This window comes from Mesorhizobium sp. M0761 (assembly GCF_040320205.1).
Classification (GTDB): domain Bacteria; phylum Pseudomonadota; class Alphaproteobacteria; order Rhizobiales; family Rhizobiaceae; genus Mesorhizobium.
Genome location: NZ_JAMYPF010000018.1, coordinates 39,856 through 60,137, shown reverse-complemented (window position 1 = coordinate 60,137; position 20,282 = coordinate 39,856). Strand labels below are relative to the sequence as shown.

General features: G+C 62.2%; 17 protein-coding genes. 10 read left to right on the top strand and 7 right to left on the bottom strand.

What is annotated here, in order from left to right:
- Nucleotides 1–113: 113 nt before the first annotated feature.
- On the bottom strand, nucleotides 114–938 hold the full coding sequence (locus tag NKI32_RS24605; RefSeq protein WP_352626167.1) for an SIR2 family NAD-dependent protein deacylase: 825 nt from the start codon (nucleotides 936–938) through the stop codon (nucleotides 114–116).
- Between the two features lie 933 nt (nucleotides 939–1,871).
- On the opposite strand from NKI32_RS24605, the gene NKI32_RS24600 reads away from it, so the two are divergent.
- Nucleotides 1,872–2,042, top strand: coding sequence for a hypothetical protein (locus tag NKI32_RS24600; RefSeq protein ID WP_023672674.1), 171 nt, complete (start codon nucleotides 1,872–1,874; stop codon nucleotides 2,040–2,042).
- Between the two features lie 39 nt (nucleotides 2,043–2,081).
- Nucleotides 2,082–2,579, top strand: coding sequence for a hydrolase (locus NKI32_RS24595; RefSeq protein ID WP_023702861.1), 498 nt, complete (start codon nucleotides 2,082–2,084; stop codon nucleotides 2,577–2,579).
- 227 nt (nucleotides 2,580–2,806) lie between these two features.
- Here the strand turns inward: NKI32_RS24595 and NKI32_RS24590 are convergent, their stop codons facing one another.
- The 3 genes from NKI32_RS24590 to cphA are packed head-to-tail and all read right to left on the bottom strand — an operon-like array spanning nucleotide 2,807 to nucleotide 7,304.
- A complete protein-coding gene (locus tag NKI32_RS24590) occupies nucleotides 2,807–3,631 on the bottom strand; it encodes a cyanophycinase (RefSeq protein ID WP_352626165.1) in 825 nt (274 codons plus the stop codon).
- Nucleotides 3,628–4,527, bottom strand: a complete 900-nt coding sequence (locus NKI32_RS24585) for an isoaspartyl peptidase/L-asparaginase family protein (protein ID WP_353003972.1) — start codon at nucleotides 4,525–4,527, stop codon at nucleotides 3,628–3,630. The genes NKI32_RS24590 and NKI32_RS24585 overlap by 4 nt, the downstream gene beginning before the upstream one ends.
- The gene (cphA, locus tag NKI32_RS24580; protein WP_352626163.1) at nucleotides 4,527–7,304 is read right to left on the bottom strand and encodes a cyanophycin synthetase; all 2,778 of its coding nucleotides are present in this window, start codon (nucleotides 7,302–7,304) and stop codon (nucleotides 4,527–4,529) included. Before cphA ends, NKI32_RS24585 begins: the two co-directional genes overlap by 1 nt.
- Nucleotides 7,305–7,960: 656 nt before the next feature.
- On the opposite strand from cphA, the gene sdhD reads away from it, so the two are divergent.
- Nucleotides 7,961–8,350 carry a succinate dehydrogenase, hydrophobic membrane anchor protein gene (sdhD, locus tag NKI32_RS24575; protein ID WP_027050929.1) on the top strand — a complete coding sequence of 130 codons (390 nt, stop codon included), beginning with the start codon at nucleotides 7,961–7,963 and terminating at the stop codon, nucleotides 8,348–8,350.
- Between the two features lie 104 nt (nucleotides 8,351–8,454).
- Here sdhD and ctaD read toward each other — a convergent pair whose 3' ends face one another.
- Entirely contained in the window at nucleotides 8,455–10,113 is a 1,659-nt protein-coding gene (gene ctaD, locus NKI32_RS24570) for a cytochrome c oxidase subunit I (RefSeq protein ID WP_353003969.1), read from the bottom strand.
- A 311-nt stretch (nucleotides 10,114–10,424) separates the two neighbouring features.
- Between ctaD and NKI32_RS24565 the strand changes: the two genes are divergently transcribed.
- From NKI32_RS24565 to NKI32_RS24545, 5 genes are all read left to right on the top strand, one after another.
- On the top strand, nucleotides 10,425–11,252 hold the full coding sequence (locus tag NKI32_RS24565; protein ID WP_023738736.1) for a DUF2243 domain-containing protein: 828 nt from the start codon (nucleotides 10,425–10,427) through the stop codon (nucleotides 11,250–11,252).
- 30 nt (nucleotides 11,253–11,282) lie between these two features.
- Entirely contained in the window at nucleotides 11,283–12,659 is a 1,377-nt protein-coding gene (locus NKI32_RS24560; RefSeq protein WP_353003967.1) for an NAD(P)/FAD-dependent oxidoreductase, read from the top strand.
- A 285-nt stretch (nucleotides 12,660–12,944) separates the two neighbouring features.
- Nucleotides 12,945–14,417, top strand: a complete 1,473-nt coding sequence (locus NKI32_RS24555) for a protein adenylyltransferase SelO (protein ID WP_353003965.1) — start codon at nucleotides 12,945–12,947, stop codon at nucleotides 14,415–14,417.
- 655 nt (nucleotides 14,418–15,072) lie between these two features.
- Entirely contained in the window at nucleotides 15,073–15,258 is a 186-nt protein-coding gene (locus tag NKI32_RS24550; protein ID WP_023682450.1) for a hypothetical protein, read from the top strand.
- 2 nt (nucleotides 15,259–15,260) lie between these two features.
- Nucleotides 15,261–15,461, top strand: coding sequence for a hypothetical protein (locus tag NKI32_RS24545; RefSeq protein ID WP_352626159.1), 201 nt, complete (start codon nucleotides 15,261–15,263; stop codon nucleotides 15,459–15,461).
- Nucleotides 15,462–16,061: 600 nt separating this feature from the next.
- Here NKI32_RS24545 and NKI32_RS24540 read toward each other — a convergent pair.
- Both NKI32_RS24540 and NKI32_RS31585 read right to left on the bottom strand, forming a co-directional pair.
- Complete coding sequence (locus NKI32_RS24540; protein ID WP_352626158.1) at nucleotides 16,062–16,220, bottom strand: hypothetical protein; 159 nt, start codon at nucleotides 16,218–16,220, stop codon at nucleotides 16,062–16,064.
- A 185-nt stretch (nucleotides 16,221–16,405) separates the two neighbouring features.
- Nucleotides 16,406–16,912, bottom strand: a complete 507-nt coding sequence (locus NKI32_RS31585) for a DUF982 domain-containing protein (protein WP_488377175.1) — start codon at nucleotides 16,910–16,912, stop codon at nucleotides 16,406–16,408.
- Between NKI32_RS31585 and NKI32_RS24530 the strand changes: the two genes are divergently transcribed.
- Complete coding sequence (locus NKI32_RS24530; protein ID WP_352626157.1) at nucleotides 16,898–17,959, top strand: glycosyltransferase family 4 protein; 1,062 nt, start codon at nucleotides 16,898–16,900, stop codon at nucleotides 17,957–17,959. The two genes, NKI32_RS31585 and NKI32_RS24530, sit on opposite strands and share 15 nt — an antisense overlap.
- A 43-nt stretch (nucleotides 17,960–18,002) precedes the next feature.
- Complete coding sequence (locus NKI32_RS24525) at nucleotides 18,003–20,165, top strand: amylo-alpha-1,6-glucosidase (protein ID WP_023688553.1); 2,163 nt, start codon at nucleotides 18,003–18,005, stop codon at nucleotides 20,163–20,165.
- Nucleotides 20,166–20,282: the final 117 nt, after the last annotated feature.

The following is a 20,282-nucleotide window of genomic DNA, read 5'->3' as shown; positions in this document are numbered from 1 at the left end:
TGTGGAAGTCGTGGCTCCAACAGTCGCCGATCTGGCGCCTGTCGGCCACCGCCTAGTGCGTCGGTCACCGCGCACCTGAGAAAACCCAACTGCGGTCCACCAGGGAGCGCGCCTCAGGTCACCGTCACCGCTTCCACCAAACGCCTGAGGAAATCCGTCAGACCGGCTTCAGGATCATCACCTGCGCCAACGAGCACCGAAATACCCCAGCGCCCAAGCACGGCCTCCTCCACAGGGTTGCGGCTGGGCATGAAGATGAACGAAGGGGGACGATCTTTCTCATATCCAGACCGGTGCCAGGTTTGCCAAAGCCGGTGCAACAGCAGCCGGATGTTTGGATCGGAGAGGCTATAGCCAATGAACAGGATCGTGCTGCCGAGCGCATCGGAGCGAAAGCGGACATCAAGGGGAGAATTGAAGGACAGGCGGTCAAGATAGTCGGTTTCGGTGAGGACAAGGGAAGCGTCCTCGTCAAAGTCGCCGTGAAATTTCACGATGTGCGTTACGCCTCGACGGGCCTGCGCAACGTGCCGTGCGTTGGCCACTTTCACGTACTCTCGACCGTGGATTTCAAAAGCGAGTTCCAGGTTCCGGTCATAGTTCGTCGTATAGATGACGGGAAAATCGAGCGTCACGATGAGACGGTGCAATTCCGATTTCTCGATCCGTTCCTTGGCGACAGACCAGTTTCTGTCCATCCAACTGCGAAGTGGTCCGATGCTGCCATGCTTGATCCGATAGTATTCGGCCAAGGTCTGAAAACGATCGCGTCGCGTGGAAAATTCATCGTCGACGCCGAGCTCCTTTGCCATTCGCTCGATGAGCTTCTCCCAAGACGGAAGTCCGACGCTGATCGATACCCCCGCCCCCACAAACAAAATTGCGCTGCGATGACGAATTGCGTTGGCGAGCGAATCTATAGGATCATCATCGTTCATGGATAGGTCCTCCGAAGCCACTCGCGTGGGCCGGACCTAAAGGTGCGTGCCCCGTGCGCGGATCTTGGACGCGGCGCCGCAATTCGAGCCAGCACGGCGCACTGCGGGAGCATCGTGCCCCGCCGTCATCGACTAAATCGGATCGACCGTGCACCAGCCAGCCCAGAGGGGGCGGCCCTTGCAGTCCTGCCGAGCCGCTTGCCACCCGAACCGAGGTAGCGGCCGCGAGGACACTGGCTGTGAACTGGAACCGGCGCTGTTGCGGTTTACTGGCCACGTTGATTCAGTTCTGCGCCAGCCATATTGCGCAAAACTCTATCGAGTTTCGCATTCACCAAGAGGTTGCGCCGCTTCGCGCCGATAAAGATGGCGAGAGAGTAAATCATTGTAAGAACAGAGATCATCGTCATTCCGGCCTAAACATCAGCGACCGGAGATGTTCCATGCGCCCGGAAATATTCCAGTGCAGGTGTTTTAAATCGCCGAAGCTACGCGCTCAATGCGCGGTTGGTTTCGTGTCCAGGGCGGACGAATTAGCGCAAGGCGGTATTCATCCTCCCACATCGGCGGCGGACTGAAGCGAAATGCTGGTTGTGTCCCCCAGGATGCAATGAAACGCCGATGCTTTGCATGCGCCCCGGAACAAATGCTCGCTTGCACAGTTCGAGCCATGCAGCGGTCGACCCCCGCGCTGCAAGATCGGTAGCCCGATCGCCCGCGCCGGCCCCTCCCACGGCGCGGGCTTTCGTTTGAATTCACGCTGTCGGGGTTGGAGTCGCTCCGCCGTTGTCGCGAGCCGGCTGATATACGCGCTGTCCGGGGCTCGCGGGATGTCGGCGACATCGGCATTCGCGCAGTCCGGCAGGTCAGCCGATGCACGGTAACAACGCGGCACTGTGATGGTTTGGTGGCCTCGGAAGGTGGCAGAGAACGATGGGCAAAAAGCCCAAACAGCACGCAAAATCCACGGCGGATCGCGAAAAGGCGATCGAGGCGCTCTACTTCGCGCGCAAGTGCGGCCTTACGAAGGAAGAGGCACTCAAGATGCTCAGGGAAGCCCCGATCGGGATCGATGATGAAGCCGAAGAGCGCTCCGGCAGTTAGAGGCGACCGCCATTCGCGCGTCGCAGCCGGCCGCGGCGCATGATCTTCTTCACCTCCGATACGCATTTCAACGATCCGCGCATTCTGCGCCTCGACCGGCGTCCCTTCGCCTCGTTGGTCGAGCATGACCAGGCGCTGGTTGCGTTTTGGAACGAAACGGTTGGCCCGAACGACGAGGTCTGGCACCTCGGCGATTTCGCCAAGGGTCCAGCCGAGACCGTCTCTTCACTGCTGTCGTCTCTTAACGGGTCCAAGCACCTGATAATTGGCAACAATGATGGCGCTGCCACCATTGGCGACCCGGCCTGGGCGAGCGTGCACCACTATATGGAGCTTCTTGTCGAGGGCAGCTTGCTGGTTCTGTGTCACTATCCTTTTCGCACCTGGAATCAGATCGGCAAGAGATCGGTAAACCTGCACGGTCATTCGCACGGTCGTCTGAAGCCGATGACGCGCCAGCATGATGTCGGCGTCGACGCATGGGGGTTTCGTCCGGTAACCTTTGCTGCCATTCAGGCCAGTCGCCGGCGGGGTTAGCCCGACAGAACGCCGGGCGAGCGAAGGTCTTCAGCTTAGCGGGATTGGAGCCGACGAGAGGCCGTCTGTAATCCTGCCGGACCCGCAACAATGCGACAATCCAAGTTGGGCCGCTTCAGATAGGAGAACAGCTTCACATATATAGCGCCTTTCGCGCGTGGATCGGCACCGCTCGAGGGGCCGGTACGCGGACCGCGCCACACCATCAACTTGAGTGTGGCGGAGTCTTACGGAAGCCCTACCGGCCGTCGCAGCGCGAGATCGAACGCATCGCCTGAGCTCAGCACGTGAACCCTCAGATCATGGATGGAAAGGGCGGCATCAGGCTCACCTTCCGCGATGTTGGAATGGGTCACGCCGGCTGCATCGACCAGATAGACAGCGCCGCTGCCGATGACCTTGAACATCTCGCCCTTCACCACGATCGCGGTGTCTTCATCGATGCCGATGCCGAGTACGCGCGGGTTCTGCGACACCGCCCCGATGAGCCGCCCAATGCGGCCCCGTTCCGCAAAGTGCTGGTCGATAATGACATTCGGCAGCAGGCCCAGTCCCGGCGCCATCCGAATGTGGCCGATCCGAAAGGAGGCTGCGTTCGGCCCCTTCACCATCATCGTGTCGCTCATGACCGACGCGCCCGCGGAGGTGCCGGCAATGACGCCTCCGGCTTCATAGATTTCGTGCACCCGCTCGTCGATGGGCGTGTCGCCGATCTGGCTGGTGATGCGGAGCTGGTCGCCGCCGGAGAAGAACACCGCGCTCACGTTTGCGAGCGCACTTATTTTCTTTTCATGAGCTGCCTCGAGGCGGTCGTTGACGTAGAGTTCGATGACATCCTTGATGCCCAGCTCACCGAAGGACCTCTGATACTTCTCGAGATAGCCATCCGGCTCATGAGACGCGATGGTGGCAAGCACCAGGCGGCCGTTCGGAACCAGGCTCGCTACCTCCTTCAAGATGACACGATCGCCATCATGGTCCTCGTGGCCGCCGATGATGACGAGCGTTCCAGCTTTACCGTTCGAGGATCGTTTTTTCTTCTTGTCGGTCATTTGCCCACGTCTTTCTTGCGCAGGAAAACGTGCGGGTGGTTGTCCTCGCTGGTCATGAAAGCGACTGCGAACTCCCTGCTGTTATGCGCCCATCCAGACACGCCGGTCGCGGTAAGCACGATGGCTCCGGCTTCGCCGCCGATCGCCTCGACTTCCTTGAGCGCGGGATTCAGCACCTGCTCCAGGCCGCCTTCAGCCTGTCCCGAAGACAATGCCTGCCGCGCCGAGAGTGCCTGCATGACACGGGCCGCGAGAGCCTTTCGCGCGATATGCTCACCGTCTCCCGAGAAGGCGACGGCTCCCAACCGGTTGTCGGCATAATAGCCGCAGCCGGGTTGCGGAGAATCCCCCACACGACCGGGAGCACTGCCGTCCAGTCCGCCGGTCGAAGTGCCGACGGCGATGTCCCCGTATTGATCCTGGGCAACCACACCGATCGTATCCTTCGCCTCCGACTTGCTGGAGGCGTCGCGCTGCTGCGGCGTGATCAAATCCGCCGGATCGCAAAGCTCCAGCTGCTTCTCGGCGGCGAAACGCCGGGCCCCCTCCGACGCCAGCAGGATCGGCTCCTCATGCAGCATGGCCTTCGCGACACTGATTGGATGGCGCACGCCCTTGATCACTGCGACGGCACCCACATTGAAGTCCCTGCCCTCCATCAGGCCAGCGCACATCTCGACCTCGCCGTCCGAATTGAGGGCACTTCCATATCCCGCATTGAACGTCGGGTCCGCCTCGAGGATGCGACCGGCCGCTTCCACGGCATCGACCGCGGTTCCGCCGCCGGCCAGGACGGCCCGACCTGCCTCGAGTGCCTCGATGCATCCGTTGCGATGCGCCTCCTCCTCTTGCGGATCGATCTCCTTGGCGCCGCCGTGCAGGATCAGCGACCACATCAGCCAGCCCTCAGATGGCGAATATGGGTCTGATCGGGCCCTCCCCTCGAAGGCGTCGCGCCTCCGAAGCCGGTTACCTGCCGCCACACGGCTTCAACGTCGTCGACGGTCAGCACGACAAGGTCGTTCTCCCGTGCAAGCCTGAGACACACGTCGACGGCCTCCTTCTCGGGACAGACGGCGTGAATGCGGCCTGGGGCGCAGCCGGCGTTCAAGGCACCTTCCCGCAGCAAGCCGGCGATCGCTCCGGGGGCTCGGCCGCGCAGCTCCTGCTCATCCTCCTTGAAGACGATGACGTCGAATATCCGCGAAGCGATCGCGCCCATCTCGCGGATGTCGCAATCGCGGCGGTCGCCCGGTATGGCGACCAGGCCGATCGTGCGCTGATAGCCGCGCCTCATGTGGGAAACCAGCTTTCCGAGCGCCTTCAGCCCCTCCGGATTGTGCGCATAGTCGACGATCGTGCGGAAACCATGCCCGTCGAAGACGTTGAGGCGACCGGGAGATTGCTCGAACGAGGTGCCAAACTCGGCCAGCGCCGCCCGGATCGTTGCCGCCGGAACGTCGTGGCAATGCGCCATGGCGACGGCTGCCAGGCTGTTGGCAACGTTGAATTCGGCCGAACCCTCGAAGGTCGCGGGAATTTCGTCGACGCTCATCAGGAACATCGATTCCCCATCCTCGTGGATGAAAATGTCCCAGCCGTCGCTGCTGGGTTCCCGCGTCACGGCGCGGCCGCCTTCCGCCAGGTGGCTGCGCAAGAAATCGGGCCACTCGCTCCTGCTCGCCAGCGAGAAGTAGCAGATCCTGCCGCCGGCATCTCGCGACATTGCGGACGTGTGGACGTCGTCGGCATTAAGAATGCTCCATCCGCCGCGGCGGACGGACTCGACCACGACAGATTTCACCTCCGCCAGGTCCTCGATCGTGTCGATGCCCCTCAGCCCGAGATGATCGCCGTGGACGTTCAGCACCGCGCCAACATCGCATGCATCGAAGGCAAGCCCTTCGCGCAGGATGCCGCCGCGTGCACATTCCAGCACCGCGACATCGACACCTGGCTCGCGCAGCACGATCCTGGCGCTCTGCGGGCCTGAGCAATCGCCTGTGATGATTCGTTCGCCGTTCAGGTAGACGCCGGTGGTCGAGGTGAGCCCGACGGTTGCGCCATTCGCCTGCAGGATGTGCGCCAGCATTCTGGCAGTGGTCGACTTGCCGTTGGTCCCGGTGATCGCGAAGATCGGAATCCGGCCGTCCTTGCCGCCTTTGAAGAGAAGATCGAGCACGGGCCGTGCGACGTTGCGGGCGCGCCCCGACGAGGGTTCGAGATGCATGCGAAAGCCGGGACCGGCATTCACCTCTATGATGCCGCCGCCGGTTTCGCTGACCGGCCGTGAGATGTCGGGACAGACGAAGTCGATCCCGGCAATGTCGAGACCGACGATCTGTGCCGCCCGCTTGGCGATCAGCGCGTTTTCGGGATGGATTTCTTCCGTTCGGTCGATCGCGGTCCCACCGGTGGAGAGATTGGCGGTGGGCCGCAAGAGCACCATTTGACCCGGCGCTGGAACGCTCGCCAGGGTGAGCTGCGATTTTGACAGGAAATGCTCGACACATTCGTCGATCTCGATGCGGGTCAATACCGAGGAATGGCCCTCTCCCCTTCGTGGGTCGCGGTTCGTCTCCTCGACGAGCTCGGCGACAGAACTCCGGCCATCGCCGACCACATGGGCCGGAACCCTCTCGGCAAGCGCCACGACCTTTCCACCGATCACCAGGATCCTGTGGTCCGAGCCGACGAAATGCTGCTCGACGATAACGCTGCGGCTGTATTCTCGCGCCTGTTCGAAGCCCCAGCGGACCTCGTCTTCTGTTGCCAAACCGATGTTGACGCCGCTTCCATGATTGCCATCGAGTGGTTTGGTGACCACGGGGTAGCCCAGCCGTGCTGCTGCCGCGACTGCGTCCTGCGCCGATCGCACCAGTTCCCCGCGTGGCACCGGCAAGCCGGCCTGCTGCAGCAGGAATTTGGTCAAGTCCTTGTCCGAGGCGATCTCGGTCGCAATCTCGGAAGTGAGATCGCTGCAACTGGCGCGGATGCGCTTCTGATGCTTTCCGTGACCAAACAGCACGAGGCTGCTGTCGTCGATCCGCGCCGCGGGAATGCCTCGCCTCTCGGCCTCGCGCACCAAGGAAGCAGTCGTGGGCCCCAAGGCACGTTCGGCGGCCAGACGCTTGAGCTGCTGAAGCCTGGCTGCGAACTCGAATGGCCCCTGCGTTTCCGCAATTTCGCCGAGCCCCTCGACACCATGCAGATTGGCCGGCAGCAGGCTGTCCACCAGTTCGAGCGCGACGCGTCCGGCGAGCAGCCCGACAAGCTCATCCTTGTAGGCGAACATGACGTTATAAGTGCCGGGACTGCCTTTGACCGACCGTGTCTTTCCTCGTGTTACTCGGTGACCGAGCATGCTCTGCAGTTCCAGGGCGACATGCTCGACGACGTGGCCGAGCCAGGTTCCTTCCTGCATGCGGCGGACGAAGCCGCCGGCGGCGCCATAGCTGCAGCCATGGCCCGCAAGGCCGGGCAACAGTCGGACGATTTGTTCGGAAAACCCGGGCAGTTTGTCTGTCGGGAACGCCTCAAGGGCTCCGAGGTCGATCCGAATCTGGACCATTGGCGTCATGCTATAGAGGTGCGGCCCGCGAAACACGCGGGCGTCTACGACGCGGATAGGGCGAAAACGCGAGGCGCCCCGATGAATTTCTTTGTCCGACATAGTCCGTTTCTCCTGACTAATTCCGCAACATCCGGAGGATCGGTTAGTTCCCGGCCTTTAAGCCCAAATATTTTTGCAGGAGAGAGCAACAAAAGTGGGCGTTAACATATGTTGGCCCAAGAACACCATCTGGTCATCTCGGCCACGTGCGGTCACTGTTCTGAGGGCTACTTATCTCTCGTGACGAGGCGGCCAGGCATTCGCTCGTTTTCACAAGCATTCGCCGGGCACATCGCGGCCGTTGAGCTAGTGCCCGGATTTAGCTCATGGCGACCCATTGTGCGGGTCCAGCACTGAGGCATTAATCTTCAGCACGCCTTCGGCACCCGGGAACATTTCCAGACGCGTCAGGTTTGGAACCATCCTTGCACCGGAACTACAGCCATGCAGAGTCGAAAATCGGTGAAGGCCGCGCTTGTCAAGGAGATCGACGCGGTCCGCCTTCGTATCTCGCTGCTTGAAAGCGAGTTATGCAGAGATGGCAGACCCAGGCAAATTGGATGGCGTTCAGGATACGAACTGAACGCCCACAAAGCCCGCCTTGCTCGACTGGAGACCGTGCTTGCCCATTATCCGTCGGCACCGGCGGCCCGGGCATCGAAACAGCAACAGCTTGAGTTGCGCGCAAGGCAACCAAGTAATTTTGGGGAAACGCCATGGCTGACAGACCCTCAATCAGAACTCCGCTAGCTCGAGTGCGGGGCCTTGGATCGGCGAAACACGGAACCGAAACGTTCATGCTGGAGCGGCTGACATCTGCTGCCCTGTTGATCCTTGTCATTTACATCGTCGCGGTCGTTATAATGCTGGTCGGTGAGCCTCGAGACGCCGTCCTCAGCGTCGTAGGATCGATCTATGTCGCGCCAGCCCTTATTGGCTTCATTCTCGTAAGCTGCGTTCACATGCGGCTTGGAATGCAATCGATTATCGAAGATTACTGCCATGCCACCGTGCTCAAATCGCTTCTTCTGATCGCAAATTGGTTGTTCTGCTGGGCAGTCGCGCTCGCAAGCTTGTTCGCTGTGCTGTTAATCAGCTTCAGATAGCGATCCGGTTCTCAACTGCAGCCAGCGTCTGCCACCGGCAGGCTGAAGTTCGCCCTCAGCGGGGAACCGGGCTGGCTTGCGCAAAGGAGTTGGACAACCCGGCCTCATCTGATTTGCGGCAGCCTGTCCCATTGATGGAATGGGGGTGGAGAGGTCAACTCCCACTCCAATGTGGTAGCTCCTGGCCCCCACGGGTTCATGCCGGCGGCTCTTCGCCGGTAGAAAGCTTCCAAGATGCCGAAGAGGAAAATCACGACACTCGCGGCCGACATGTACGATCCATAAGAGGACACCATGTTCCAGCCGGCGAATGCGTCGGGATAGTCGACATAGCGACGCGGCATGCCCGCCAATCCAAGGAAGTGATGGGGGAAGAAGACGAGGTTCACGCCGACGAAGGTCGTCCAGAAATGGACCCCAGCCAGAAGCGGATTGTAAAGATATCCCGTCATTTTCGGAAACCAGTAATACCAGCCCGCGAAGATGCCGAAGATCGCTCCCAGTGAAAGTATGTAGTGGAAATGCGCGACGACGAAGTATGTGTCGTGCAGTTCACGGTCGAGGCCGGCATTTGCGAGTTGAACGCCCGTCACCCCGCCTACGGTGAACAGGAATATGAAGCCGAGGGCCCAGAGCATCGGCGTCCGCAGGCTGACCGAACCGCCCCACATGGTTGCAATCCAGGAGAACACTTTTATCCCGGTCGGCACTGCGATCACCATCGTGGCGAAGGTGAAGTAGCGCTGCGTGTCGAGGCCTATCCCGCTGGTGTACATATGGTGGGCCCAGACGACGAAGCCGATCACCCCGATCGCCACGATTGCGTAGACCATCCCGAGATACCCGAAGATCGGCTTTCGCGAGAAGGTCGAGATCACCTGGCTGACGATGCCGAACGCCGGCAGGATCATGATGTAGACTTCCGGGTGGCCGAAGAACCAGAAGAGATGCTGGTACAGCAGCGGGTCGCCTCCGCCGTCCGGCGCGAAGAACGTGGTTCCGAAATTGCGATCGGTCAGGAGCATGGTGATGGCGCCGGCCAGCACCGGCAGAGCCAGCAGCAGCAGGAAGGCGGTGATGAGGATCGACCACACAAACAGGGGCATCTTGTGCAGGGTCATCCCCGGCGCGCGCATGTTGAAGATGGTGGTGATGAAGTTGATGGCTCCCAGGATCGAGGAGGCGCCCGCAATGTGCAGAGACAGGATGACCAGATCCACGGCGGGACCGGGATGGCCGGAGGTCGACAGCGGCGGGTACAGGAACCAGCCGGTCCCAGGGCCATAGCCGCCGGGGACGCTGGGCATGAAGATCGACAATAAAAGCAACATCAATGCCGGCGGCAGCAGCCAGAACGAGATGTTGTTCATGCGCGGGAAGGCCATGTCGGGGGCGCCGATCATGATCGGAACCATCCAGTTGGCGAAGCCGCCGATCAGGGCTGGCATCACAGTGTAGAAGATCATGATCAGCGCGTGGGCCGTGGTGAAGACGTTGTAAAGCTGCTTGCCGGCGTCGATCGCCGCGTCGCCCTGGTAACCGTAGATCATCGACGCCAGTCCGGGGAAAAACTGGATCCCGGGTTGCTGCAGCTCGATTCGCATGCTCACCGACAAGAGCATGCCGATCACCCCCGCGATGAAAGCGAAGACCAGATAGAGTGTGCCGATGTCCTTGTGGTTGGTCGAAAACAGCCATCGGGTGATGCCGGTCGGCTGGTGGCTGTCGAGACCGTCCGGATCTGCCGCCGTATATTCGTTCATGACCTTCTCCGCTTGAGCCGTCCGTCGCCAGCATCGAACCGTGCTGGAACTTGATTGTTCCCTCCACCGAACCGGCGGTAGGAACATTCCACGGAAGCCGCGGTTAGGTTCCGCGCGGCCGACCCTGCGCGGCTGAGGATCGACGTCCATGCTGGCGATAATTGCTGCGACCCTGGTTCTGACGACGGTGGTTGGTGGGCTGATATCCGCCTTCTGGCTCGAGGCGCGTCATGGTCTCCATGACCCCACGCCGCCGGACATGTCGGTGCCCAGGCAACTGAACGCCCCGGCCTGGAGCCGGTGGTCCTGACATGGACGCGATCACCGCGACACTCGACCCGAGGACGCGAGCCGGCTGGCTGCTGCTCGGCTTCGCGCTCGGCGGTTTCTTCGACGGCATCGTCCTGCATCAGATCCTGCAATGGCATCATCTTCTCTCGGGCGTCGCCGATCCGGCGGGTTCCGACCTGCGCTTCCAGATCATGGCCGACGGCCTCTTCCATCTTTTCATGTATGTGCTCGCCGTCGCCGGCACGGTGCTGCTGGTGGCCGCGAGGGCGGCGGGCGCGCGGCCCGGGACCACCACGGAGATCCTGCGGCTCGCCTTCGCAGGGTTCGGCGTCTGGCATGTCGTCGATGCTGTCGTGTTTCACTGGCTGCTGGGTCTGCACCGGATCAAGATGAACAGCGACTTGCCGCTCGCCTGGGATATCGCGTGGCTGGTCATCTTCGGCATCGTGCCGCTGGTGTTGGTGCTGGTGCTGCCCAACCGCGGCGGACCGGCACGCGGTGCTTCGGCAGCGCTGACCAGCATCGTCCTGCTCGCGGGATTGGCAGCCGGCGCCGGCCCGTTCTTCAACGGTGCCGCCAATTCCATCATCGTCTTTCGGGCCGGGATGGAACCGGCGGCGATGATGCGGGCCGTTGAAGTCGCCGACGCCCATCTCAAATGGGTCGACGCCAGCGGCACCATCTGGGCGGTCGACCGCGTCTCATGGCGCGGGTTGGTATCCCTTCACGCGCGCGGCGCCCTTGTGGTCAGCACGACGCCTGTCATTGCCGGATGCCTCGCCTGGACCGATGCCGCCGGAATGAGCAGTAGCTCCAGCCAGCAGCGAGGCACTCCTGCCAGGCTATGACTTCCGGACAGGGATAGGGGAGTATCAAGCATGCAGTTCGCCACCGAGAGCAGCCACGGCCGGAGCCTAACACCGCGCATCGTCGTGGTCGGCGGAGGCTTTGCCGGCCTGGAGGTTGCCAAGGCGCTTGGCAAGGCGGAAATCGGGGTGACGATCATCGACCGCCACAATCACCACCTGTTCCAGCCCTTGCTCTATCAGGTTGCAACCGCCGCCTTGTCGGCGCCTGATATCGCCGAGCCCATCCGCAAGATCCTGGGCCGCTATCCCTCGGTTCAGGTCCTCTTCGGCGATGTCACCGAGATCGGCACCGAGGCCAGGATACTGGTGCTGGCCGATGGGACCACGGTCCCCTACGACATCCTGGTCTTGGCCACTGGTTCGCAGCCATTCTATTTCGGCCAGGAGAGCTGGGCTCGGGTTTGTCCCGGTTTGAAGACCATCGAGGACGCGCGCACGATCCGGTCACGGCTGCTGCTATCGTTCGAGCACGCGGAACGGACCACCGATCCAGTCGAGCAATCCCGGCTGATGACGATCGCCATTATCGGCGGCGGCCCGACCGGTGTCGAACTGGCGGGCTCGATCGCCGAACTCAGCCGGCACACACTGGCGCGCGACTTCCGCAACATCCGGCCCGAGAAGACAAGGATCATACTGGTAGAAGCCGGCGAGCGTCTGCTCGCCGGATTCGCCCCGGAGCTTTCCAGATATGCACGTCTGCGCCTTGAAAGCCTGGGCGTCGAGGTCGCGCTCGGCAACCGGGTCGAGGCGATCGAAGCGCATCAGATCACCGTCGGCGGCCAGGTGATCCCGGTGGCCTTGACGCTCTGGGCCGCCGGGGTGGCGGCTTCTCCGCTGGTCGCCCAGCTTGGTGTCGGGCTCGACCGCGGCGGTCGGGTGAAGGTCGAATCCGACCTGCAGGTCGTCGGCCATCCCGATGTCTTCGCGCTTGGCGACGTCGCACTGGTCGTCGATGGGAACGGCCAGCCATTGCCGGGTCTTGCCCAAGTCGCCAAGCAGCAGGGCGAGCACCTCGGCAAGGCACTGGCACGCCGGATAGATGCTGGCGATACGCTGCCCGCTTTTGTCTTCAGCAATCGAGGCAACACGGCCATTGTCGGCCGCCACGCTGCCGTGTTCGAATCGGGCAGGCTGAAACTGAAAGGCTGGTTCGCCTGGTCTGCCTGGGCGCTCATCCATGTCTACCTGCTCGTCGGTTTTCAGCACCGCGTTCAGGTCTCGATCCAGTGGCTCTGGCGCTACCTGACCTATGAGCGTGGCGCCCGGCTCATCGCCGAGGAGCGAGTCGAACCGGGTTCGACATCGTCGCCGGGAGCGGCCCCGAGAGAGCCGCTGCCAACCAAGGCAGACGCCGCCCCGGCATTGCACGCCCGCACTGACTAGATTGCCGGGTGCCCAGTTCGGAGACAGTGGCGATGCGGGGGTCAGCTCTGGATTCCGCCACGGCCCGTCGTCCCACGGCAGCCCGAACCTCGATAGTTGAGGCGGGTGGTTCCCAGCTTGTATCCGGTGCCGGCCTGATGGATCCGGATGGCACCAACGACGTTGCGTCCCTATATGAACAAATGAACACAGGCTCCTCGAAACGGGATCTGTTGAACCCCTCCTCTTCAGAGACAGCTCGTCATGACGTCACCTGCGACTGCTGAACAAACCCCGGTCATTCAGATGGGGCTTCCTGCCCTGAGCAACAGCTATGCGCAACTGCCGGAGCGCTTCTTCGCGCAAACACATCCGAAGCCGGTATCCGAACCGCGGCTGATCCGGTTCAACCGGCCCCTCGCCGAGGAACTCGGGCTCGATGCCGACCTGCTTACCAGCCCGGATGGAGTGGCGATGCTGGCCGGCAACAAATTTCCGGAAGGCTTGCAGGCAATCGCTCTGGCTTATGCGGGCCACCAGTTCGGAAGCTTCGTGCCTCAGCTCGGCGACGGGCGCGCCCTGCTGCTTGGCGAAGTGGTGGACGTCAACGGCGTTCGCCGTGACATCCAGCTGAAAGGATCGGGACCAACGCGGTTCTCGCGCAACGGTGACGGCCGCGCCGCACTCGGCCCTGTCCTGCGCGAATATGTCGTCAGCGAAGCGATGGCGGCGCTCGGCATTCCGACGACGCGAAGCCTTGCGGCGGTGCTCACCGGCGACGCGGTCTATCGCGAGGTCCGGCTGCCCGGCGCCGTCCTGACACGGGTGGCGGCAAGCCATATCAGGATCGGCACGTTCCAATATTTCGCCGCGCGCCACGACACCGAGGCGCTCAAGATATTGGCCGACTATGCCATTCAGCGTCACTTCCCACAGCTGGCGGGGGAAGCACGGCCGTACCGGGCTTTGCTGGAGGCCGTTGTCGCCGCACAGGCGGATCTGGTGGCGCGCTGGATGCTGGTCGGCTTCATCCATGGCGTCATGAACACCGACAACATGTCGATCTCGGGCGAGACGATCGACTATGGCCCATGCGCCTTCATGGACGCTTACGACCCCAGCGCGGTGTTCAGTTCGATAGACCGCGCCGGTCGCTATGCCTATGCCAACCAGCCTCGTGTCGCCACATGGAACCTTGCGCGCTTTGCCGAGACCCTGCTGCCGCTCATGAGCACGGACGAGAATGAAGCAGTGTCTGAAGCGGAAGAGGTGCTGAGGTCGTTCCAGGCCTCCTATGGGGCTGTGTTGCAGCGCGGCTTCCGCACAAAACTCGGACTGCTGACCGAAGCGGAAGGCGACTTGCAGCTCGCTGCCGACTTTCTGGACGTGCTGGCTCACGGCGAAGCGGACTTTACGCTCGGCTTTCGGCGCCTGGGCGATGACCTCGACGCTGCGGACGGCCAAGGCACGGCGCGGCAGTTGTTTAAGGATCCAAGCTCATTCGATGCCTGGTCGGCGCGGTGGCGCCAGCGCATTGCAAGCGAAGCAGCCGACACGGCCACGCGCCGTTCTGCCATGCAATCGGTCAATCCCAAATTCATCCCCCGCAATCATCGCATCGAGGCGATGATCCAGGCGGCGTTGGGCGGCGACTTTAGACCGTTCGAGGAGATCCTGGCGGTCGTCAGCCGTCCCTTCGATGAGCAGCCGGGAATGGAACGCTTTGCTGAGCCGCCACGCCCGGATGAGCGCGTCCTGCAGACATTCTGCGGTACATGAGACATTCGTGATGGTCGCTTAACATGTGCAAATGCGGAAGACCCATTTGCAAGCTATCATCACGGGCACTCTCGTAAGGGCTGAGCTATGACGATCATAGAATTGGCATTCGAATTGCTGGCACGGAAGCTCGTAGACCGTACCGGAATATCAGACGAAGATGCTCGAGACCTTGTCGCAGCCATGGGAGCTGACTGGTCATCGCTCGTGCGAGCAGCGAGGGCGATCAAAGAGACTTAGGTCTTTTGACGTCGTTTTAGCTGCCACCAGCTGCGGGCAGATCGGACCAGAGGCTGCTGCCGCGATCCAGGCGCGACACCGCGCTCGTCACCGATCATGTCAGCAACGTGGTCAAGCACTGTATTTCGGTCGCTCCAAATCGACCGGATACAACACGCTGCTCTCCTGAAAGCCACTGTGGCCCGCTACGCAAGTCGCCGGAAGCTCGCAATAAACTAGCTTAGGATTTATATTGCAGGCCCGCACCACTGGCGGGCGACGCGGCCCGCCCAGAGATTGCCTGTCCTCGACCAGCAACGCGGGCCGCTGTTGGGAGTCACCGTCGGCACCGAAAAGCACAGGTGCTGATGAAGCAGACGGAACTTCCCCCCACGATCACGGTTTGGAGTCACGAGACCAACCCAAGGAGATGCAGATGTCGAGCAAAATGCCGCCCGTGCCGCCTGAGAACCAGAGCCAGAAGGGTCGAGGAGAAGGGCGACAGATTAGCCACGATGATGCCCAGCACGGCACTCACGGAGCGCCGGATCCGGAGCGCCAAGGGCAGCAAGCCAACACCAAGGTCAACACCACTCATCAGGGCCGTCAGCAGGATCGGTGATCATGTCCACATCGAAGAAACACCCGAACACGATCCGGCAGGGCGGGCCAGGCGCATCGCACGAGAACGCCAGAAAACCCCTGCAGGTCAACAACCCCCCGGCGGATGAAGACCGTCGATCCAAAAGCCGAGTTTCAGGGGGTGGTGGTGAAAAGGACAGTCATCATTCGCACAATCCAGCCAAGAAGGGTAGCAACAGTTGAACCCACGGCTTTGTGAATGATTGTGCTAAAGCGCGCCGCGTGTGCATGTCATTGTCTCACAACCGAGCCTTTTTTTGAGTGACATGCATTAGCCGGACCAGGGTGAGGATCAGCGAGTCGAGACGCCCGGAAAAACCGGAGGCCGTGGGCCCGCACCACTGGCGGAGCGATGCGGGCCCGGCCAAGGGTTACGGCCCTCGACCAGCAGCGAGGGCTCGCTGCCGCATGCAGAACAAGCCCCGTAATTTCAGGTTCCGCTAATATACAAAAAAGCCGGCCACCTTTCGGCAGCCGGCCAGTTCCAACAGAACAAGGGAACGTGCACTGATGGGGCAGTGCAACGCCCGAAGTGTTTCGAGGCGACGATGTTCCACCGGAAATCCACAGATTCGCCGTTTCGATCTACATTGGCCGGATTGAAAGATCTTTGACGATCTCTCCCAAGTTCTCGCGGAGCCCGGTCCGACGTGTGGCGCCCTGTCTGCGCCTTGGCTCTCTATGCGGCCAGCAAGCTCATCTTTGAAGAATGCCCGCCGCGACTGTCGCGCGCGTCAAACACCGGCGTGCAATTGGTCGAGCGCGCGGCAGACCGGGGACGCGTCAAGTCGAGCGTCGGTCGACGTAGGTGTAGACGCCGGCCCCAATGGCGACCGCGCCGACCGTGATCACGATCGATGGCGCGCCCATCAAACTGGCAAAGACCGCCCAGATGAGGGCGATGACGATAGCGCCGAGTGTTCCCAGGATCAGTCTCGACATTGTCTACCCCTCCACGTTCGGGCCGCCCGTGGATGGTCGTCACCCACCGGTCATGCGAAACGCCGCATGAAAGCACAGTGTGGTCCATGAGGTGAAGGGCCGCGCCGGAATACTCCGGTGCGGAAAAGATGATGCCCGCGCCGCCAAAGCCCGGGTGTTCAATAGCCAAATGGCTGGACCGGCGCCTAGCGCCTCAGCGCGTGGACTTCCGCCATGCTTTCGCCGCCCATCGGAAGGGCCATGTCATCATCGAGCAGCCGGGTGATGCGGGCAAAGCCCGTAAACGCCTTCCTGGCTGCTTCGGCCGACATTCTGCCCGACAGGGCCGCGGAGCAGCAATTCACGGCGCACTGATACACAGGCCCACGCCGTCCCAATGGCCATTTCTGCAAAAAGACCATCGCTTCGGCAACGCTATCGACTTCCTCGACGGGGTGTCCCTGCCCGCGCGCAATGCGCACGGGCGTAAAGAAATGCAAGCGGTCCATTTTGTTCTCTCCCTGGTCGGCCGCAGCGCGGACCAACCCTACTAAATTCGCGGATAGCGCGTTTGTTCCGCTTATTGCAAAAAAATCTGCGCCGGTGGGCTTGGGTTGCCGACGCCCGCTTTTGTCCGGAACGTTAGGCCGGCTGATGCATTTCGCTCTCGTGATTGCCTTGAGGGACACGTTCAAACCATGCGCATAGCCCATGTCGCCCCTTTGCACGAATCGGTGCCACCCCTTCTCTATGGCGGCACCGAGCGCATCGTTTCCTATCTGACCGAAGGGCTGGTCGAACTCGGCCATGAGGTGACGCTGTTCGCCAGCGGCGACAGCCGGACGTCGGCCAGACTGATACCAGGACGCGAACGCGCGCTACGCCTCGATCCGCGCCCGCTGAAATCGGACACGGCGGCGCATCTTGCGATGCTTGCCGATGTGAGGAACCGAGCCCACGACTTTGATATCATTCATTTTCACCTCAGTCATTTCCTGCATTTCTCGTTCTTCGAGACCATGCCGGACAAGACGGTGACGACGCCGCATGGCCGGCTCGATTATGTCGACCTGGCGCCAGCCTATCAGCGTTTTCCGCGCTTTCCGCTGATCTCGATCTCGCATAGCCAGAAGACCGGGCTTGCGAATGCCAATTGGCTGGCCACCATCCATCACGGGCTGCCGACGGGTCTCTATAAGCCGACCTTCGAGACGGCGGCGGGCGAACCATACCTTGCCTTTCTCGGCCGGCTTTCGCGCGACAAGCGGCCGGACCGGGCCATCGACATCGCCTTGCGCTCGGGCATGAAGCTCAAGCTGGCGGCCAAGATCGGCGACGATGACCGCGCCTATTTCCATGAGACGATCGAGCCCTTGATCGATGGCGACCGCATCGACTATGTCGGCGAGATCGCCGAGGGTGAGAAGACTGAATTCCTCGGCAATGCCGCTGGTCTGCTGTTTCCGATAGACTGGCCCGAGCCGTTCGGCCTTGCCGCGATCGAGGCGATGGCGTGCGGTACGCCAACCATCGGCTGGAACTGCGGTGCGTTGCCGGAAGTCATCGACCATGGCGTTACCGGATTTGTCGTCGATTCTCTCGATGCCGCTGTCGCCGCGGTGCCGGCCTTGCTGCAACTCGACCGGCGAAAGGTGCGCGCCGTCTTCGAAAGTCGGTTCTCCGCCAACAGGATGGCGCGCGACTATCTCACTGCCTATGCGCGTCTCATCGGCGCCCCGGCTGAATCGAAAGCATCGTGAACGACGGCTGACGTTCCGAGCCCGAAACAGAGATTTGTGACTGATGACCGAACTTGACGAGCGCAAGCTCGACCCTGCCGTGGCCCTTGCCTCCCTGGACGAAACCGCGCCGCGCGAGCCGCACCGGCTGTTTGCCCTGAAGCAAGGCGACTGTTTTGCCGTGGCCGATGCCTACGGCGATATCAGGGGTGCGGGCGACGGTTTCTTCCGTGACGACACCCGGGTGCTGTCGGAGTTCAGGCTCACCGTCGGCGGCCGGCAGACATCGCTGCTCGGCGCCTCGCTCAGCCAGGACAATGTGCTGTTCACCAGCAATATGACCAATTTGCCGATGCAAAGCGTCGGTGGCCGCGACATCCCCCAGGGCGCCATCCATATCGAGCGCGTCAGGCTGTTGTGGCAGGACCGGCTGTTCGAGCGCATCACCCTTTCCAACTACAGCCAGGAGCATTCGGCAATCCGCGTCTCGCTGCATTTTGCCGCCGATTTCCGCGACATGTTCGAGGTGCGCGGTTCGACCCGGCCGAAGCGCGGAATGGCGCATGCAGCGGAGATCGAGCCTGCCTCGGTGCTGCTGCGCTATGACGGACTGGACGGGCTGGCGCGGGTGTCTGCGATCTCGTTCTCGCAGCCGCCGGACCAGCTGAGCGCCGAGCGCGCGGATTTCCTCATCGCAGTGACCAAGCGCAGCAGCAAGATGCTTTACGTCGAGGTCGGCGCGGAACTGACCGAAACGCCCGACCGCGACCGCTTCCGGGCGGCCGCGGCGCGCGCCCGTTTCGGCATGCGGGCCAAGCGCCGCCATGGAGCGACGGTGCACAGTTCGGGCCGCGTCTTCAACGATTGGGTCGAACGCGCTCGCGCCGATGTCGCCTTGCTGACCACCGAGCTGTCGACCGGCCCCTACCCCTATGCCGGCATCCCCTGGTTTTCGACGGCCTTCGGCCGTGACGGCGTCATCTCGGCGCTGCAGATGCTATGGCTCAACCCCGGCCTGGCGCGCGGCGTGCTTGCCTTCCTCGCCCAGCACCAGGCGACCGAGACATCGCCTTTCAGCGACTCGCAGCCCGGCAAGATCATGCACGAGACGCGCAAGGGCGAGATGGTGGCGCTGCAGGAGCTACCCTTCGGCCGCTACTATGGCGGCGTCGATACCACGCCGCTCTACATCCACCTCGCTTGCGCCTATGCCGAGCGCACCGGCGACATGGACTTCATCGCCAGCCTGTGGCCGTCTCTCTGCGCCGCCGCCAAGTGGACGGAAGAGGCGAGCCGCGCAACCGGCTTCGTCACCTATCAGCGCGCTGCCGAATCCGGCCTTGCGAACCAGGGCTGGAAGGACAGCTTCGACTCGGTCTTCCACGCCGACGGCCGCATTCCCAAGGGGCCGATCGCGCTGGTCGAAGTGCAGGGTTATGTCTTCGCCGCCTTCAGGGGCCTTGCCGCTCTCGCCCGCCGCCGGGGCGAGTTCGCGCAGGCCGAGCACTGGGAAAATCGCGCCGAAGAGATGCGGATCGCCGTCGAGCGTGATTTCTGGCTGGACGATCTCGGCTTCTATGCGCTGGCGATCGACGGCGCCGGAGAGCCGTGCAAGGTGCGCACGTCGAATGCCGGACACCTGCTCTATGTCGGCCTGCCCGAACCGGCGCGGGCGAAGATGGTCGCCGACCAGTTGCTTTCGGCCTCCTTCCACTCCGGCTGGGGGGTGCGAACGCTTTCCGACGATGCTGTGCTGTTCAACCCGATGTCGTACCACAATGGTTCCATCTGGCCGCATGACACGGCGATGTGCGGCGCCGGCCTGGCGCGGTTCGGCGAGCGTGACAGCGTGGTGCGGCTGATGAGCGGCACGTTCGAATCCGCCGTGCACTTCAACATGCGGCTGCCGGAACTGTTCTGCGGCTTTACCCGCTCGCCGGGTGAAGCGCCGATCGCCTACCCCGTCGCCTGCCTGCCGCAAGCCTGGTCGGCAGGCTCGGCCTTCATGCTGATGCAGGCGTGCCTCGGTCTGGAAATCGACGGCTGGAACGGCGAAATCCACGTCACTCGACCCCGTTTGCCGATCGGCATCGATACGCTGACGCTCAGGCATCTGGGTGTCGGCGAAAAGAGGGTCGATCTTACCTTCCAGCGCGTCGGCGACCGCGTCGTCGCCTTTCTCGCCGACCGCCATGAAGGGCTGGTTCCGCTGATCGTGCGGACATGATCTGAACGGCCTTCAACGGGAACCGAACCCAGGGTTTGTGCGTTGCGAAAAACACAGGTTCTCACGGGCGATCGTCGGCTGCGAACACTCAAATCGAACCATGAAGAAAAAGGCCCT

Coding starts and splice junctions, on each gene's coding strand:
- NKI32_RS24605 (WP_352626167.1), bottom strand. CDS start 938: ATGAACGATGATGATCCTATAGATTCGCTCGCCAACGCAATTCGTCAT.
- NKI32_RS24600 (WP_023672674.1), top strand. CDS start 1,872: ATGGGCAAAAAGCCCAAACAGCACGCAAAATCCACGGCGGATCGCGAA.
- NKI32_RS24595 (WP_023702861.1), top strand. CDS start 2,082: ATGATCTTCTTCACCTCCGATACGCATTTCAACGATCCGCGCATTCTG.
- NKI32_RS24590 (WP_352626165.1), bottom strand. CDS start 3,631: ATGACCGACAAGAAGAAAAAACGATCCTCGAACGGTAAAGCTGGAACG.
- NKI32_RS24585 (WP_353003972.1), bottom strand. CDS start 4,527: ATGTGGTCGCTGATCCTGCACGGCGGCGCCAAGGAGATCGATCCGCAA.
- cphA (WP_352626163.1), bottom strand. CDS start 7,304: ATGTCGGACAAAGAAATTCATCGGGGCGCCTCGCGTTTTCGCCCTATC.
- sdhD (WP_027050929.1), top strand. CDS start 7,961: ATGGCTGACAGACCCTCAATCAGAACTCCGCTAGCTCGAGTGCGGGGC.
- ctaD (WP_353003969.1), bottom strand. CDS start 10,113: ATGAACGAATATACGGCGGCAGATCCGGACGGTCTCGACAGCCACCAG.
- NKI32_RS24565 (WP_023738736.1), top strand. CDS start 10,425: ATGGACGCGATCACCGCGACACTCGACCCGAGGACGCGAGCCGGCTGG.
- NKI32_RS24560 (WP_353003967.1), top strand. CDS start 11,283: ATGCAGTTCGCCACCGAGAGCAGCCACGGCCGGAGCCTAACACCGCGC.
- NKI32_RS24555 (WP_353003965.1), top strand. CDS start 12,945: ATGGGGCTTCCTGCCCTGAGCAACAGCTATGCGCAACTGCCGGAGCGC.
- NKI32_RS24550 (WP_023682450.1), top strand. CDS start 15,073: ATGTCGAGCAAAATGCCGCCCGTGCCGCCTGAGAACCAGAGCCAGAAG.
- NKI32_RS24545 (WP_352626159.1), top strand. CDS start 15,261: ATGTCCACATCGAAGAAACACCCGAACACGATCCGGCAGGGCGGGCCA.
- NKI32_RS24540 (WP_352626158.1), bottom strand. CDS start 16,220: ATGTCGAGACTGATCCTGGGAACACTCGGCGCTATCGTCATCGCCCTC.
- NKI32_RS24530 (WP_352626157.1), top strand. CDS start 16,898: ATGCGCATAGCCCATGTCGCCCCTTTGCACGAATCGGTGCCACCCCTT.
- NKI32_RS31585 (WP_488377175.1), bottom strand. CDS start 16,912: ATGGGCTATGCGCATGGTTTGAACGTGTCCCTCAAGGCAATCACGAGA.
- NKI32_RS24525 (WP_023688553.1), top strand. CDS start 18,003: ATGACCGAACTTGACGAGCGCAAGCTCGACCCTGCCGTGGCCCTTGCC.